General features: G+C 39.3%; 16 protein-coding genes. 7 read left to right on the top strand and 9 right to left on the bottom strand.

What is annotated here, in order from left to right; translation table 11 throughout:
• The first annotated feature begins 6 nt into the window (after nucleotides 1-6).
• The gene (locus tag Q0779_RS08040; protein ID WP_298771413.1) at nucleotides 7-756 is read left to right on the top strand and encodes a hypothetical protein; all 750 of its coding nucleotides are present in this window, start codon (nucleotides 7-9) and stop codon (nucleotides 754-756) included.
• Nucleotides 757-783: 27 nt separating this feature from the next.
• Entirely contained in the window at nucleotides 784-1,731 is a 948-nt protein-coding gene (locus tag Q0779_RS08045) for a hypothetical protein (protein WP_298771415.1), read from the top strand.
• 308 nt (nucleotides 1,732-2,039) lie between these two features.
• On the opposite strand, the gene Q0779_RS08050 is transcribed toward Q0779_RS08045, so the two are convergent.
• The 4 genes from Q0779_RS08050 to Q0779_RS08065 all read right to left on the bottom strand — a co-directional run bounded on the left by Q0779_RS08050 (nucleotide 2,040) and on the right by Q0779_RS08065 (nucleotide 5,152).
• Entirely contained in the window at nucleotides 2,040-2,402 is a 363-nt protein-coding gene (locus tag Q0779_RS08050) for a hypothetical protein (protein WP_298771417.1), read from the bottom strand.
• A 20-nt stretch (nucleotides 2,403-2,422) separates the two neighbouring features.
• A complete protein-coding gene (locus Q0779_RS08055; RefSeq protein ID WP_298771421.1) occupies nucleotides 2,423-2,938 on the bottom strand; it encodes a hypothetical protein in 516 nt (171 codons plus the stop codon).
• A gap of 288 nt (nucleotides 2,939-3,226) precedes the next feature.
• Nucleotides 3,227-4,495, bottom strand: a complete 1,269-nt coding sequence (locus Q0779_RS08060) for an MFS transporter (protein ID WP_298771423.1) — start codon at nucleotides 4,493-4,495, stop codon at nucleotides 3,227-3,229.
• A 75-nt stretch (nucleotides 4,496-4,570) separates the two neighbouring features.
• On the bottom strand, nucleotides 4,571-5,152 hold the full coding sequence (locus Q0779_RS08065) for a TetR/AcrR family transcriptional regulator (protein WP_298771425.1): 582 nt from the start codon (nucleotides 5,150-5,152) through the stop codon (nucleotides 4,571-4,573).
• A 166-nt stretch (nucleotides 5,153-5,318) separates the two neighbouring features.
• Between Q0779_RS08065 and Q0779_RS08070 the strand changes: the two genes are divergently transcribed.
• From Q0779_RS08070 to Q0779_RS08080, 3 genes are all read left to right on the top strand, one after another.
• Nucleotides 5,319-5,789, top strand: coding sequence for an SRPBCC family protein (locus Q0779_RS08070; protein ID WP_298771427.1), 471 nt, complete (start codon nucleotides 5,319-5,321; stop codon nucleotides 5,787-5,789).
• Between the two features lie 860 nt (nucleotides 5,790-6,649).
• Nucleotides 6,650-7,888, top strand: a complete 1,239-nt coding sequence (locus Q0779_RS08075; protein ID WP_298771429.1) for a hypothetical protein — start codon at nucleotides 6,650-6,652, stop codon at nucleotides 7,886-7,888.
• An 86-nt stretch (nucleotides 7,889-7,974) separates the two neighbouring features.
• The gene (locus Q0779_RS08080; protein ID WP_298771431.1) at nucleotides 7,975-10,434 is read left to right on the top strand and encodes a hypothetical protein; all 2,460 of its coding nucleotides are present in this window, start codon (nucleotides 7,975-7,977) and stop codon (nucleotides 10,432-10,434) included.
• 63 nt (nucleotides 10,435-10,497) lie between these two features.
• Here Q0779_RS08080 and Q0779_RS08085 read toward each other — a convergent pair whose 3' ends face one another.
• The 3 genes from Q0779_RS08085 to Q0779_RS08095 are packed head-to-tail and all read right to left on the bottom strand — an operon-like array spanning nucleotide 10,498 to nucleotide 12,864.
• Entirely contained in the window at nucleotides 10,498-11,439 is a 942-nt protein-coding gene (locus Q0779_RS08085) for a stomatin-like protein (RefSeq protein WP_298771449.1), read from the bottom strand.
• Nucleotides 11,439-12,371, bottom strand: a complete 933-nt coding sequence (locus Q0779_RS08090; RefSeq protein WP_298771433.1) for a slipin family protein — start codon at nucleotides 12,369-12,371, stop codon at nucleotides 11,439-11,441. Before Q0779_RS08090 ends, Q0779_RS08085 begins: the two co-directional genes overlap by 1 nt.
• Before the next feature lie 13 nt (nucleotides 12,372-12,384).
• Nucleotides 12,385-12,864, bottom strand: coding sequence for an NfeD family protein (locus tag Q0779_RS08095; RefSeq protein WP_298771435.1), 480 nt, complete (start codon nucleotides 12,862-12,864; stop codon nucleotides 12,385-12,387).
• A gap of 355 nt (nucleotides 12,865-13,219) precedes the next feature.
• Here Q0779_RS08095 and Q0779_RS08100 point away from each other — a divergent pair, with 355 nt between their 5' ends.
• Complete coding sequence (locus tag Q0779_RS08100; protein ID WP_298771438.1) at nucleotides 13,220-13,972, top strand: ion channel protein Tsx; 753 nt, start codon at nucleotides 13,220-13,222, stop codon at nucleotides 13,970-13,972.
• 62 nt (nucleotides 13,973-14,034) lie between these two features.
• Here Q0779_RS08100 and udp read toward each other — a convergent pair whose 3' ends face one another.
• Both udp and Q0779_RS08110 read right to left on the bottom strand, forming a co-directional pair.
• Nucleotides 14,035-14,793, bottom strand: a complete 759-nt coding sequence (udp, locus tag Q0779_RS08105; protein ID WP_298771440.1) for a uridine phosphorylase — start codon at nucleotides 14,791-14,793, stop codon at nucleotides 14,035-14,037.
• A gap of 310 nt (nucleotides 14,794-15,103) precedes the next feature.
• On the bottom strand, nucleotides 15,104-15,994 hold the full coding sequence (locus tag Q0779_RS08110; protein WP_298771451.1) for a radical SAM protein: 891 nt from the start codon (nucleotides 15,992-15,994) through the stop codon (nucleotides 15,104-15,106).
• Nucleotides 15,995-16,145: 151 nt separating this feature from the next.
• Here Q0779_RS08110 and Q0779_RS08115 point away from each other — a divergent pair, with 151 nt between their 5' ends.
• On the top strand, nucleotides 16,146-17,174 hold the full coding sequence (locus tag Q0779_RS08115) for a Gfo/Idh/MocA family oxidoreductase (protein ID WP_298771443.1): 1,029 nt from the start codon (nucleotides 16,146-16,148) through the stop codon (nucleotides 17,172-17,174).
• Nucleotides 17,175-17,228 lie beyond the last annotated feature (54 nt).

Raw genomic sequence — 17,228 nt, forward strand, 5'->3', positions numbered from 1 at the left:
AACAGCATGCTTCACGAAATTAATACCCCCTATAGCGTTGAAACCATTTATGCCACATCGCCTCTTGGCGATCGCATGGCCAATCTTGGCAATCCCGTTTTTGAATGGCTGGGCTTAGCCTTAGGGGCTGTCTGGTGCGACTTTGAGGAAAAACTTAACACCATAGATATTGTCCAAAAAATTGAAAATCAACACCTATCACTACAAGAGTACCAATCCTATTTACTCAATATGCGCCAACAAGTAAAAGAAGGGTCCCGCTGGATTTCTCGCGCAGCCAGTAGCATGGACGATAGTCATACTTTATTACGTAATGCGTTAATTGCGCATTCGGCAGCCGAACATAAAGACTTCACTATGCTTGAGCAGGATTATGTCAAAGTCGGCGGGGCCCTTTCGACAATTCAAACAGCAGAAAAAAATATTGGCTCTGAAGCATTACACGCCTATATTTTTGCTCAAGCCTCTCAGACCAATCCCGTCCACGCTTTTGGTGCCACCTTTATCATAGAAGGCATGGGCACAAAAAAAGCTGGGTTATGGGCACACAGTATTAGCAAAGCTTTATCAATGCCCATTGAAGACATTGGTTTTTTGTATTACCACGGCAAAGCAGATGAAGATCATTATGAAAACCTCTTAAAAATATTAACCTCACCTTTTATCACCGAAGAAGTGGCCGTCAAAATGGTGAAATGTGCCAAAGTGGTTGCTCGTCTCTATGCACTGCAATTAGAAGAGTTAGATAACTTCTAGCACGAAAAAGAGAAAAGGAGCATCATTATGACTGCGCATAATAGACAGAATTCGAGCTATTTTGATGAGGTTATTTTACCGCCTCATGTGACGATTGATCCTGATACGCCAAACAAACAACACAATAAGCGTCCACGTAACAGGCAAAACCCGGATCATTTCGACGCCTTTGTTCTGGCCCCTCATATTAATATTGAACCGGATAACCAACACAGGCAAAACATTGACTTACAAAGACCGACTCGACGCTATCTGTATCCCTTGATCCGTTTTATGTCAAAGATCCTGATTGTCATCATCATGTGCATTAAGCGAGTATTGCCTTTTCTGGGATCCGAATATTTACTGAATAAATTGGGCGTCTGGTTTATTAATCACATGGTATCACCGGAAGCGGCCTATTACTTTCTTCAGCACTTTCACACCGAAGCGAACCTGATAAATTTTCTAGCCAGAAACAGCAAGGGCGATGATGTTCACGAAGTCGACTTGAAACCAACGACAATTGATCAACTGGGCAATCATAACGGTGTGAATGCCATTAAATTACATGATATCAATCTCTATAATTTAATATTGGATCTGGGTCACTCCCATAGCGCGAATGTCAGCCAACAAGTGCCACTGAATAAACTCGATTTCTCTATGCTGAGCATTGACAATATTGATGTTGAGCCCCACCGAAAACGCCTGATCAATCTGGATATGGATACCTCACTCTATATTATGGGCATTTTTATGGCGCTGTTTTTCACTGACAGAGAAATAGAACGAGCAATCACCTCCTTGCAATTTGATGAAAGCATCATGGTATCACTCGCGAAACTCACCGGTGACGACCAATTTAAACACTGGACCCCCATGAAATTTACCAATTGGCTTGGCTACAGCTCAGATCCGATCCGAGATTTAAGATGGCACATGATGGTCCATGATTATGCCCATGCTTATCTCAGCAAACTCAACCCAAATTGAACATCAACCCTCAACCCTCAGCCCTCAACCAAGGTCCCTTAAACAGATCATGCTCTGAGACAGATCACATATAAGTGGGGCAAACTGCCCCTATGGATGAAAAATAAAGAGTGGGGAAGCGGTAAAAAGTGCCCCGCCTAAACGCTTACACGAAAAGAGACAGCTTATTAACTCGAAACGACAAGAAAACGCGCAAAAAAAGCGTTGTTTTTAAGGCTTAAAGCATGAAGGTTAACTGAGTACCAAAGCCGCGTTTCGCTTTCGTTAGTATGGTAAATAAGGGCGGATTTGGGGAAGTTATCTATGTCTTATTGAGGAAGATTTCTGTCAACTATGGTGATCTTATTGATTAGACCTATTGCCTCTCTCGTATAGGGTTTCCAGAACCTTTGCAATGCAGTTTCACATAGACCCTCATATGAAAAATAATCACCATTACTATAAAATGGCTTTTCTCCAGTTACGCGACAAGTAAAATATTTCTGCCCAGAAAGTTCATTCTGAGTCCAATCAACAGATTCAATTGTTCCTGAAAACCACCCTGACGTTGAAATAGTTAGCCCTACATACGGTGGAAATGGCAAAGATAAGTGGTAATAAAATTGTTTACCCTCAAAATTATCTTCGTCTTCATTTTTTGCAATATGCTTCATTACAATTACGTGATACATGTGGCTATCCATTTAACGTCTCAAGAATATGCTCGGTTTCCCGCGTCGTTTTTGCTTACATTGTTAGGTGTTGAGCGACAAATAGTTTCTAGTGCTGCACAGATTTCAATTACATTTGCAATATATTTATCTTTTGGCTCAAGGTCTTTAAATGGAGGTATATTATCCTCTGGCAACTTATTTCGAGTTTTATTTAGAGACTCTTGCAATGTCTTCTTGTCATCTTGACTTAGTGATTTATACAAGTTATTTACATCCTGTTTAGAAATCTCAGATCGTAAGTTGTGTGCAAAATCGTTTCTAAGAGTGCCAAGTGAATTAAGTGGCTGTTCAAACCTTTGGTTCAAACCAAGTGCGACAGCTAGTTTCACCGTATCATGGTAATCAAGTTTTATTTTTTTAAAATGTTTAATACTAATCATTGATAATTCAATTAAGCTATTGAGATACAGCTCAACGACGATATGTGAACGAACGACCACACCTAAATCGTCTTCACCTTGAAGAGCATCTAGCAAGCTTTTTTTAAAGTCCATATTAATACTCATCTAACAACTTATTCAACAGCAGCAGGATGATCTTCCAGACTGCTTGATTTTATGCAGCTAGAATACACTCCCAACCCATTGTTGTAAAATCGTTAATTACTAAAGTAAACCGCTGATAAAAATGAAGCAATACAAGAAAAAATAGGTAGGTTTATGATGGCTTTTACATGATGCCTTTTCATAATAAAAAACCTACCACTGAAAAGGCTCGTTATCACTGTTCATCGTGTCGGGAATTTTTTTGTTCATTGTTTTTAATAACGTTAAAGCAAGGTATTACTCCTCTACTTGAGGACGTAAGGCCTTTGGGTGCAACAAAAAAATCCCGATTAAGGTCAAAATCGCACAGATGACACCAATCACTGCGGCGCCCGATACTGGTCCCATTAATTTTATGCTCACTTCTGATAATAAAGGCGCAATCCCCCCAACTAACGCAAAAGACAAATTATAGGCCATGGCCACGCCAGAGAAGCGCACTGAAGTCGAAAAGGCATCACAAATAATGCGCATAAAAATACCCGTAGAAATGGCAGGGATCACCACCACGATCAATAACCCCGCTAACACATAGCCATTGTGCTCAACCCCCTTGGAAAGTAAATAATAAGCCGGGTAACTCATGAACATGAGTAACCAAGCAGCCGCTTTATATAATTTGATATAATCAACAAAATCAGAAAGGAAGCCTGAAATAAAAATGACCACCAAGCCAACAATCGATACCCCCACTAGAATATGTCGCACATACTCGTGAGCAATACCGAGATGAGTGGTTAAATATTTAGGTAAATATAAGGACACCATCACACCATCAAACGCCACAATCACAACAATGAGTATTGTCGCAAGTAAGGCTCGACTGTGATTTTCAAGAATCGTTTTAAGCGGAAATTTCTGCTTCTCTTCCAACGCTAGAAACATTTTTGTCTCGCTCAGGTGACTTCGAATATAGAACCCCACCAACGCAATAAATGAACCACTAATAAAAGCGGCTCTCCAAGCCAAATCTCCAAAAGCATAATGAAAAAAGAGACTCATGACATCCCCTAAGGTAAAGCCTGCAAATACCATAGTGAACAAAATACCTAACGCTATCCCTTTACGCTCAACAGACTCATAAACAAAAACAATCGCACCGGGCAACTCTCCGCCTAAAGCCAAACCTTGAATGATCCTGAGAATAATAAATAAAATGGGTGCAACTATTCCCCATTGTGCATAGCTGGGCATAATCCCCATGAGCAACATGCAGGCTGACATGACTAAAATCGTAAAAGCAAAACTCTTCTTACGACCAATATTATCGCCCATCCACCCAACGAGAAAACCTCCGATGGGACGAACAATATAAGCCACTGAAAATACAGCTATCGTAACAATATCTTTTAAGTAATCTGATTCTATTGAGTCGAAAAACTGCGCTTGTATTTGCGCAGAAAATAAAATATACAAAATAAAGTCATAAAACTCTAACATCCCTCCAGTGCCCGCAAGAAAAGCTACTTTATGAGCTTGTGCATCACTCGTCTTATTTTTTTGCATGAGATAACCATTTTTTGAACAATGTAAAATGACACCATTCATCAAATATAGTCGGTTATCATTATTGTGCTTTCGCTAAGCAGTAATCAGCGATAACAAGCAATCATAGGCTTTACGACCAGCTTTAGAACTACCGGTTCCCATATTAAGTACCACAACCCCTCGACAAACTGCCACAATCATTGCAGCTAGTTCATTGCAATCAAATTTGGCATCGAGTTGCCCGTCATCAATCGCCTTTAAACAACGTTGTTCTATTTTAGTCAGCATATCTTCAAGACCATTGAGGATGAGTTCAGAAACAATGTTACCTTTGTCCCCCATTTCCAATGCTCCCATGGTGGCAATACAGCCGCTAGGGCAAGACGGATCGTCATAACCTGCCAGTAATACATCGAAAAAATCACTCATGGCTATCTTAAAGTTAGGGTGGTCGAGTTTCCCTAACGCGCCACTGGTATATTCTGTGCGAAAACGTTCTATACAACGAGCATACAAGCCTTCTTTACTTTTAAATGTATTATAAATACTCGACTTATTGAGCCCTGTGGCCTCTTCTAAATCAGCTAACGAAGTAGCGGTATAGCCCTTTTCCCAAAACTTTCGCATTGCGCAATCCAGAATGACATCTTCATCAAATTGCTTACGTCCACTCATCCTTCCCCCTTAAATACAACATAATATCATGCCATACTAAACTGATTGGTACATCTTGACAATATAAACCAATTGGTACAAGATTGAAAACCAATTGGTACATGATATTTAAATACCATCGTTATGTACTTCCTCTTACCTTAGTCACATTATTGGAAATAACGACATGATCATTACAAAAAACATTGTTATAAACAAATCTGCTGATCACGTTTGGAAAATTTTAGCCCATGACTTTGATAGTGTTTATCAATGGATGGGGCCCGTTCGTCATTCGTATGCCATTTCAGCCGATCAACCGTCATCTGACGCTCCTGTTGAAGGACGTATTTGTGAGTTCACTAACAAACCTAATGGATTTCAAGCATCAGAGGTTATTACTCATTATAATGAAGCAAACAAATCCTATACCTTTGAGCTTACTCCGCTTAATGCACCTAAACTATTGCCAGTTAAGAAAAATACGGTGAAAATAGCTGTTAAAGCAATTAATTCATCTTCAGCCGAAGTCACTTGGATTTCAACGCCTGAGATTAAGCCCATTGCTATCTTACTATCACCATTACTGAAATTGGGATTAGGCAAATCATTTGGCGACATTCTTAAGCAATTAAAAACATTTTCTGAAGCGCCTTAACTGCTATTTACTTGCTCTCTTTATCGCTCTATACCTGTGATAACGAGTACAACAACCTTGACGACCACTGGTCATAGTACAAGAAGTGGACTAAAGACAGATCTCAGCTAGGAGACTGGTTTGAGATCTCAGTGAAGCAAATATAGAGCCGCTCTTAAGTCGGCCACCCATCGATTTCAAACCATTCAGACAGAGCATCGAGACATCTTTATTTAACTCACTCCTATTTAATCCACTCCCCCCCTTTATTACTCACCCATTGCGGTTATTTTCCGTAGTTATTTCAGTCTACTCCAATAACTTTATCACTTAACCGGTGATTCATCTTCATGTTTAATAGAACCCGTAAATAACTTTTATAGTCCATTTTACGCCATTATCACGTGTTCATAATCAAATTCTAAAAAACAATCATTCAACCCGCCAACTAAGGTCTAAGACAAATTCAACTGTGTTACGCCATCCAATCAATGCCTTAATATCCCCTATCTGACCATCAATCCAGAATAGGGCCTTTTAGATTAATTATAATTTAAATACCGACTCCCTATATGACCACTTCCTAAATACAAGATACAAATAGATACTATCATTACTACAAATGTAAATTATGATCAAATATCAACCACCCAAGTTTCATTAAATTAATCATTTGATTTATTTATTGTAAATAAAAGAGCAGAACAGTCTGTTTCATTGCTCATTACTTGAACTAAAAGTCAATAAACGAGAGATTAATTATATTGTAAATAAATATGAATAATGCAAATGGGAGAACAACTAGATTACCCAAGATTAAAAACATATTTGCATCATAAAGGAGCAAGCTAAAAATAAACATAATAAGTGGAGATAAAAAAATGAACAAAAAAAGCAAAATAATAATACTACTCTTTCTCTATGGTTTTATATTAAAAGCAAATGCAACTCCAATAGAATTAGGTGTAGATAAAGCTATTTCCGATGGTAATGGAGGCATTAACATCACTTTTTTTATTAATTCAGACAATACAGGTAGTAAACAAAAAGTCTGTATTGCGCTATATCAAGTCAAACTGATTTATAAAAATATTGACTGGGGATATGACTACGCTAATGTTGACTGGACAAGTGATGATGACAGTGAAGTCACTTCAAATTCAGAAACTGCAGACAATATTCTCTGGTCAAATAACACCTATGGCAGTGATGATGATTTTAAGTCCTTATGCCATGACAAAGTCAGTAAAGATAACTCTGGTGCCGTAGCAGTTGACGGTATCAAGATTTTTCAATGGAATAAACTCGATACATGGCGCGATAATGCCAAAGGGACGGGTTATGACGGTGTCATGACACTCAACATTCCTGCAGGAAATACGCTGTTAAAAGGTAAAACACTTAATACCACAGAAACGAATCTCGACCTTGAAATCGATATTTACGCCAAATTAGTCAGACGTAATAATGGTAAGTTTAAAGAACTGACTAATGTGTCTAGCGCCATTCCTATCTCAGGGTTAGACACCATTGCCGAAATCCCTAATAACTGGCAATATCCGGGTGTGATAGGTTCCCCAGCCGTATACTCATTAGTTGATAATAGAGTCGCTTGCTTAGCACAATCAAGCAACGGCAGTTATCAATGTATTCCAGCACAAAGCACTGATAATGAAGGTGAGTTCCCAAATTCTATTTCGAAAGAAGAAGCAAATATTAGCAGTCTAGTCATGTTGCAATGCGGTACTTCATCTGAATTTACACCCACAGCAGGATATGTCTCCTTTGCAGAAATATCGGGTAGTGATGGTTATACGCAAGGCAGCTGGTGCAATCAACTCAACAACTTAGCAAGGGATTGGCAAAGTGTCGCTGGAGAGACAGGAGAAGGGTGGCTCATCAGTACGAATCCTTATTCCGGAGAAAAAGAATGCTTGTCGCAAAGCTATGGCTATTGTTTAAATAAGAAAATTCCAAGTGACAAACAACTTATCGATGATGCCTTATCAAATATTAAAAATAAAATGAATGTTTCTGTATTAGCGTTCAATACCACATCATTATGTCATTACGGAAACAGTAATAACCAATCTATATCTGCATGTTTATCTGAACCTTAACAATAAAAAGATCCACTTTAAATTAAAAACAATATATAAAAATTTGTATTCAACATTTAATCATTGTTTCTGACAAGGGGTAAGTCATGCCCGTAATATATAAAAAAATAATCACCAGCTTACTCATAATGAGTTTAGCTATATTTCCAATATACTCTCAAGCCAGTTTTTTCAATAAATTAATAAAAGATTTAAAAAGCTTTGCTAATCCAAAAACCTATAATCCCATAACAAAATATCTAAAACTCAATACCATAACTCAAGTCCCCTATATTAGTGATTCTTTCAATTTCATCAAAGATATGGGACAAACAGCGGTTAATGGCAGTGTGAGCAATAGTGTTAATACGCTCACAAATGGCATAGTCTCCATAGCAAACGATGTTCCCATTAAAAGCTTGGGCAATAAAATCACTCAATTTAGTAATGATGTGTATAACCTTAAAATCCCACAAACTTTAGGCTCTCTCACCGTCATAGCAGCCCAAAGCTTTGGTGGCATGGCATATAACATCATAGATGGATTTACTCAATGCATGACCACAGCCGTTAAAACAGGAACCAACGGAGATGAACTTGGCGCAGTCGCTCAAAGTGGTCAGTGCTTTACTCAAGCAGTCACTATGATCCAAGCCTTAATTGATAGCATCAAATCCATTCGAAAAATTATTCGATATACTAAACAAATGTTCAATGGTAAACATAATGATGATATTTTTGCTTTTCTAGGTTTACTCGATACCCGCTCAGGTTTAAACGCCATTCAATTTGCTAGAAAATTACACATCGGCTTTAAAAAATCAAATAGCAATGAAAATGATGCCAATAAACAGGCTTTTTTTGGCCAATTCTCCTCAATTGATGAAATGCGCGCAGATACTGATTTCAATACCTTTAATGACATTAGCTATAATGCTGCGCCTGAAACAGCCTGTAGTACAGTAGACTTACCTCTCATTTGCACAAATAGCGCTGCCGACTCGCTCTTTGAACGCTTTAATTTCCAAGACCCCTCTTTATCGAGTGAAGAAATAGCCACCAGAAAAGCAAACTTCCTCGCTCTGGTTCAACATGCCTTTGGCATCAAGTTTTATGCAGCCTCTTCGACTATGGCGCAAGATGACATGCTAAATGCGCTCAATCAGGCTCTATTTCAACCTGATGTGTTAGGAGATGGAATCGACAGACGCATTCCCTATTTTTTAAGTTCAGACAAACTTGACGACGGTAATGCCGTTTTCCTCTCCACTGAAAATGATGGCATGATTGTCCTTAACCAAACCTCCTTTAATATGCCGGATCTTGAGCAGGATGATATCGATCAATTAACCTATGTTTACACTGAAGAGTTAGGCCACTATTTAAATTTTATGCGCTGTAAAATGACCAATGAGCCTTTAGTCAACTGTGAAGTCACAGGAGAAGCTGGAGCCCGCTTTGCTGATGCTGTGTTGCTCGATAGTGATAATTTGACGGCTGATATTCCAAACCTTAATCCACAAGATTCTGATCTATCTACGTCGCTCACATTAGCCAATGATGGCGGCAACCTACATTATGAAACCTTTCCCAGTATGGTTGACTTACAAACTCAAATGTACAAAAAAGATTGGAAGTTTCGTTGGCGTTTTAGAATGCAAGTCGGCTTTAAAAGCAAGCAAGTTGGAGCCGATTCAACGGCTATTTTAGAAATCCGTTATACGCCCCCTCGTTATATGGATGACAAAACTTACTACTCCAATTGCCAAAGCGAAAAATGTGTCAGTAGCGTGGGTTTCCTACAAATACGTTTGGCCGATGAAGTCTATGTCGGTGCTGGAAATGGTGACTCAAATGCAGAAAAAAATGCCACATTATACGGCGAAATAGGACTGGCTAGAGGACATTCACTCATCTTTCCAATGATCAAAAATGGCACGACCACCGATACCATTGCAGGTAAAAAAATAACCTTTAATACCTACGACACAAAAAAAATGAAACACAAGGCAAAATACACTTTCGATCAAACTTTATATTCATTTAATTACCTCAATATGTTTGGCGATGAAGTGCCTAAAATCATCCCTTATGGTGTAGGTGCATTTAACAATATCCTCATTACTGGTTATGCCGGTCCCAGTGCCAGCTGGTCAATACAAAATACCGACGATATTTATGTCGGTCTTGGCATGAGCGTCATTGGTGCCTCAGTGGGTTGCGGTGCAGGTGGCTTACTGGGATCTTACTATGGAGAGCAAATCGATGGCTGTGTCGCGGGTAGTCAAGTCGGTGAAGCCTTAGCATTAGTCAATTATGCTTGGTTGTTCTCACCTGTCGCTAAAGCCTCCATTGGCGGTGGTGCAATCTTCTCTAATCGAATTAAAGTGGGAGGATTATTTACGGATTCTATTACCAGTTTTGTGCAACTTTTCGGTTATCAGCCAAAAACAAGATGGGAGGCTGGAGGCAGTTTCTCGGTAGAAATTCGTAATGAATTTATCCACGATAAATCCGTAACGGGTAACAATAACGTGACCAAACAACTCAAGAACGCCTTTAATTAAAAAGCGATCTCATCATACCTGCTGTCAGCAACATAATACTAGCAGCAGGTAAATTGCTTTTAACTAGTTCTTTTTAGAAGAATCTTCCAAGCCAACACTGTTCATCCAATGCTCAAAATCCATTAAATTACCCGGTAAAATAACCCTACTCGTACTGCCATTTAACCCTTTAAATTGTTTTAAATATTGCGATCCTAACTGCATTCTTACCACATTCTTACCGCCAGGAGCTGCGATCACTGTCGCGATCCGCTCAATGGATTCTGCTGTTGCACGCGCTATGGTAATAATTTCTTCGGCTTTACCTTCCGCTTCATTTATCCGGCGCTGCATTTCACCTTCAGAGTGATTAATGATCTCGGTTTTAATCCCTTCAGAACGATTAATTTTACTTTGTTTATCCCCTTCACTTTTTGCCAATAATGCACGACGTTCACGCTCTGCATTCACTTGCATTTCCATGGCATTTTTAACCGTTTCTGGTGGCGAAATGTTTTTAATTTCATAACGGTGCACTCTGATCCCCCACATTGCTCCAGCTTGATCGAGCACTTCTACCACTTTCGCACTGATCACATCCCTTTCTTCAAACGTTCTATCCAAATCTAAGGTACCAATCACAGAACGTGTGGTTGTTTGCGCAAGCTGGATCGCCGCATAACGATAATCGGTAACACCGTAGCTAGATTTGACCGGATCCACCACAGAAATATACATCACTCCATCGACCTCCACATTGACTTCATCACTGGAAAAGCACTCTTGGGGTGGTACATCAATGGTCTCTTCTTTTAAATCATGAATATAAGCCACTTTATCAATAAAAGGCACTAATGCATGAAATCCAGCATCTAAGGTCGCATGATATTTGCCTAAACGTTCAACAATATAAGCGGACTTAGTCGGCACCAAACGAATAGATTGGAATAACTTAATCAGGAAAACAATAAAAATGATGCCCCAAATGGCCATCACAATAATATCTGTATTAAAACCGGCTATCATCATGAGCGCTCTCCTTTCATTGCATTGGCTTTTACGCCATGAGTCACTTGTTCCATTCCTTCAAAAAAACCTTCCAGTTTGGCCATTTCTGCTGGTACTACCGATATATCTGCATTTTCAAGAATGTCACCTACTTGACCAATGAATTGCTCTTTTAGTTGCATATTCATTGCATCATGGCCCCCTTCTAACGCTAATGCCGCCGAAACTAATGCCATACCTTCAGATTTCGCTTTGGCAATGATCGCTATTTCTTGCGCCGTGCCTTTTGCTTCATTTATCCGTTTTTGCTTTTCGCCTTGAGATAAGTTAATCGCTTCTTGTCGCTCTCCTTCAGACACATTTATCATTGCTGCTTTTTCTGCATTGGCTAAGGTAATTTCAGCCCGCTTGCGCCTTTCTGCTTCCATTTGTTTTTCGAGTGTATGAATAACTTTTCGTGATGGGGTGATGTTTCGGATCTCATAACGTAACACCTTAATACCCCATGGATCGGAGGCTTTATCAATTTCTCTCACAATTGATTCATTTAAACTGTCTCGCTCGGAAAACGTTTGACTCAGAGTCAATTTACCAATCTCGGAGCGCATGGTGGTTTGTGCTAGATTCACCGCCGCGCGCCGATAATTCTCAATCCCATAGCTGGCTAATTTGCCATCCATGACTTTTAAATACACTAAGCCATCGACTTCAAGTTGGGTATTATCTTTAGAAATGCAACTTTGAGGGGGAACATCCAATACTTGTTCGCGAATTTCGTGCCTGTACGCCACGCGATCAAAAAAAGGAATGAGAAAATGAAATCCGGGCTGTAATACGGTTCTAAACTTCCCTAGACGTTCAATCACATTGACTTCTCGCATAGGAACAATTAACAATAATTTATATAAAATAAAGAAAATAACGAGTACAACGAGCGTGAAAATAAACATAATGCTTCCCTTATTAATCTGATAACTCACTATCTTGGGAGTCGATTAAGGGTTCAACAACTAACCCAATATTATCCCGGCAAATAATTCTAACTTTTGTTCCAACCGCGATTTCTGTGCCGTCTCCTAAGGCTGACCACTGTGATCCTTGAAACGCTATTCTACCGCCTTGTTGCCCAGGGCCAATCGTTTGGATCACAATCGCCACTTTATTATAAATATCAAGTTCTTCATCGGTATTGTCAACATGTGAATATCCACCGATAAGCCTTTGAGTTACTTGCCGAAACCCTAAAAGTAATACCATAGATGCGATAAACCAAAGTGTTATGCTTTGAACTAGGCCTTCGACAACACCTAGCGCTAATGCTCCTACAACAATCAAACAAGCTGCACCGAGTAAAATAACAATTCCGCCTGGAATAATGATCTCTGCCAACATTAATATAAGACCAATACACGCCCAGATAACAATCGGATTTGAAAACGACATACTCCCTCCCGCCGAATAAATATTACACTATTGACTATATCAGTTTAGTCTATAATTTGCGACATATTATGTCATTAGAGTATGCGTTTTTATGTCAGCCTCTTCCATTTAACCCAGTACAAGTCTGACTTTAATCGAAAATCGATATTGTAAATAAATAGTCACAAAATCAAAAAGGTAAGCATTTTGAATACATAAACATATCATTAATGTCTCAATTTACATAAAAAAAACAACAAAGCCTTTGAAATCTAACGCTCATCATCCTATATTCCACTTCCATTATTTACCATCAATACCGATGGGCATGATATGACGTTCTGCAGTAACATACTGCTTATAAAAAGGGTTTGATATGAAAAATAAATGGCTTTATTTGGCCTTATTATCCTCACCAACGGTGGCAGCCGATGACTTAATTAAATGGTGGGATATTAGTGCCACTGGCCTTTATGGAAAAAACTACGATCTTGCCACATCAGAAGAACAAGCCACCCTCACTATCGAGACGGCAGGGGAATGGAAATACGGCGACTGGTTTACCTTTCAAGACTTTACCTATTTCACTGGCGCACCAAGTAACATCAATAGCACCAACTATGGAGAAATATCCCCTCGTTTTAGCGCTAGTAAAATTTTCGGACAAGATTTCAGTGTCGGTGCTATAACCGACTTTTCTCTTGCCTTAACACTTGAAGAAGGTGACGGGCCTGTAGACAGCTTTCTTTATGGTATCGGCATGGACTTCAAACTGCCCTATTTTACCTATTTCAGCCTAAATAGTTACCGTAGACAAGCATTAAACAATGACAATAACAGTGATGGTTGGCAGCTCACTCCCGTTTTTAGAATGGATTTTCCTGTCGGCGACTCCGCGATTGTTTTTGATGGCTTTATTGATTGGGTTTTTCAAACAGATAATGATGGCTATGAAGAGAATTTCCATTTTAATCCACAACTTAAATATGATTTAGGACGAGTGCTATTCGCCAGCCAGCCTAAAAATAAATTCTTAGTCGGCATTGAATACGATTATTGGAAAAACAAATATGGCGTTGATGGTATAGATCAAAATACCTATTCAGTGATCGCTAAATACCATTTTTAATTTCTAGCTGACATTAAAAAGCACTGCCAATCATTCATTAGCAGTGCTTTTAAATAAAAAGGTTATTTCAATAGTTTTCTAGCAGCATCCACAACAATGGAAATGGCATTTGATTCTGTCTTTTTCATCACAGCTTCATCTGGAATTTCTTGCTGGGTACGGTTAACGATAACACCCGCCACACAAGCTGCACGCCAACCTTGAGAGGCACACATGGTAAATAAAGTCGCCGATTCCATTTCATAGTTAAGCACACCTAACTCTTGCCACTCTTGCATCGATCCCACAAAATGACGTCTTACTCGACCTGATACCGTATCATAACGCTCTTGACCTGGATAGAAGGTATCTGAAGACGCTGTGATACCAATATGAGGTTCTAAACCTGCTTCACGTGTTGCGGCGACCATGGCAGTTGTACACTCAAAATTTGCAACCGCAGGGTATTCCATGGGGGCAAAATGCAAGCTTGCACCGTCTAAGCGCACGGATGCTTGCGTAACAATCACATCGCCCACGTTAACGTGAGGCTGAATAGCTCCAGTGGTACCGATGCGTAAAAAAGTATTCACGCCTAATTGCGCCAGTTCTTCAACTGCAATAGAAGTAGAAGGGCCGCCGATCCCCGTTGAGCAAATAACAACAGCTAAACCATCAATATAAGCAAGATAACTGGTATATTCTCGATGACTTGCTAAAAATGTGGCGTTATCCATAAGTTCGGCAATACGTTTAACCCTTTCAGGATCGCCCGGCACAATCGCTAAACTCGCGCCATCCAGCATCTCTTTGGTTAAGCCTAAATGAAATACATCAGCCATTGTGAAACCCTCTTTCAATTTTGATTAAAAATCTATCATCGCCTTGACTTTAATCCAGCTTCAAAGCAAAAAACATCGAATATATCACATTATTTGACTAAAAATGAAAAGTAAATGTAATAAACAAACAACACTAGTGTGTTAAAAAGATAGCTTCAGGTTACTTTTAAATAATAATCAACAAGTAAAGCCACCTTTTAACGGAAAAAGCGCTTGGTTATTTATGATGAATAAACCCCCTTTAAATAAAGCTTCATTTAATGGAAAAGCTGCCCTTGTTAGAACCAATACACATTAAACCACACTTTCACTATAAGCCACGTTGCCACTCTTGGCGTAGTTCAATTGTTTCAGGTCGAGATAAAGCAGCATTAATTTGCCCAATAAAAGTCGACTTATCTTTGCCTAACACCCCTTTAAGGACTAAATAGTTTGATGCATGATCAGAGCGGAAAATGGTTTTTTCCAATTCAAGGTGCTCCACTAGAGTCAACATCTCTTCAAACAACCCTTGTTGATCAGGCAATTGAAACCCTCCTTCAAAGCTATCATCCATACGCTTTTGCCCAAGGGGAAAGGAGACAACCAATGTCGACAAATAATCAGGCTGGGCCGCATTCATTAACTTTGCCGAACCCATCGCATGCTGCTGTGATAAGGTTACGCCACCTAACCCATTTAAAATCATCACAGAAGACTTCATACCAGCCGCCTTCATCTTATTTAACGCCGCTAAAGAACTGTCAAAAGTCTCGCCTTTATCAACCAAGCTTAGCACCTCATCATCACCACTTTCGCACCCCACATAAAAGAGTGATAAACCCAACGACTTTAAGCGGGTCAGTTCTTCAATGGTTTTATTATTGATGTTACGGGGTAAACAATAGCTGCTGATCCGCGTGACTTGTGGTAAATGCTTTTTAATCAATAAGCAAATAGCTTCTAACCGTTTAAAAGGTAATGTCATGGCATCACCATCAGCTAAAAATATACGGCGAAATTCATGACCACTTTTAGCCGCTTTGATAATATCTTGCTCAATATTATCTATTTTTTGTGCACGAAATTTTTTCTGCGGCGCAGTATACATATCGCAAAAACGACATTGATTCCAACTACAACCATTGGTCACTTGTAAGATAAGGGATTGCCACTCAGAAGGCGGCCTAAATACAGGTTCAATATAATTCAACACATTCATTATTCCATTAAAACCGTTAAAAACAGCCACTCAGAAAAGGCGCTTAAACTTAATACAGGTTCAATATAATTCAACACATTCATTATTCCATTAAAAGCATCAAAAATTATCTATAGTTTACGGAGTCATTCACTGAAATACAGAGCAAGCAATGCTTCAATGTCATTTTGCCATTATAGGAACAGGGTTCATTGCAAACATCATAGCAAAAGCCCTAAGTATTGCCGATAATGCTAACCTCATGGCTGTATCCAGCCGTACTTTAGAAAAAGCACAACAGTTTGCAGACCAATTTTCAAATGTCACTCCTGTAGTCGGTCTTACACCGATATTATGCAATGAGACTATCGACGTACTTTACATTGCTACCCCAACAACCGCAAAAGAAGCCATTGCCCTCAAAGGTATTCAAGCAGGCAAACATATTTTAATTGATAAACCCCTACTCAATGCAGCTTCTTTACAAAAAATGCTCAAGGAAGCGGACAAATATCAAGTGATGATTATGGACGCCACTCACTTTGTTCATCACCCGAGAACCCTTCATATCAATGAGCATCTAGATCAATTAGTTGGAAAACCTCAATCTCTATATACTTCTTGTTACTTCCCCAATACAGATAAAAATAATATTCGCTTTAACCATCAATTAGAGCCAACCGGCACATTAGGCGATCTCACTTGGTATTCAATGCGAGCCATTACACAATACCTCAAGCCTCAAGGAAAAATGGCTCAGCTATGTGTACATACTGAGCGGGACAAAGCGACAAATACCATTATTCGATTATCAGGCTTTATGAGTTTCACCAGTGGCGAAACATCCTCATTCGATACCGGTTTTACTTGTCGCTCAGGTGCTATGGACTTTCATTTGATAGGGCTTGACGGCAGCCTTTCTATGGATGACTTTGCCTTCGACTGGCGTAATAGTTTTCCTTTTCAATCACAAACCGATACTCGGTATATTCACAAAGCGACCTTTACCACTCCTGAACACTCAAATATCCAAATTAACAATGCTGATAAACCCGCTCAAACCTTGATGATTGAACGATTTTCAACACTCATACAGACCCATAATATGACTGACATGAAAAAATACCAACATGATGCATTAACCACTCAATCTTATCTTGATGCTATTTGGGAAAAAGTGATATATACCCAAACCACTTGAAAGTGCATGTTTTCAGAGCCCGTAAAAAGGCTTAATTCAAGGCGCATTATTGAA

This window comes from uncultured Shewanella sp. (assembly GCF_947491715.1).
Taxonomy (GTDB): domain Bacteria; phylum Pseudomonadota; class Gammaproteobacteria; order Enterobacterales; family Shewanellaceae; genus Shewanella.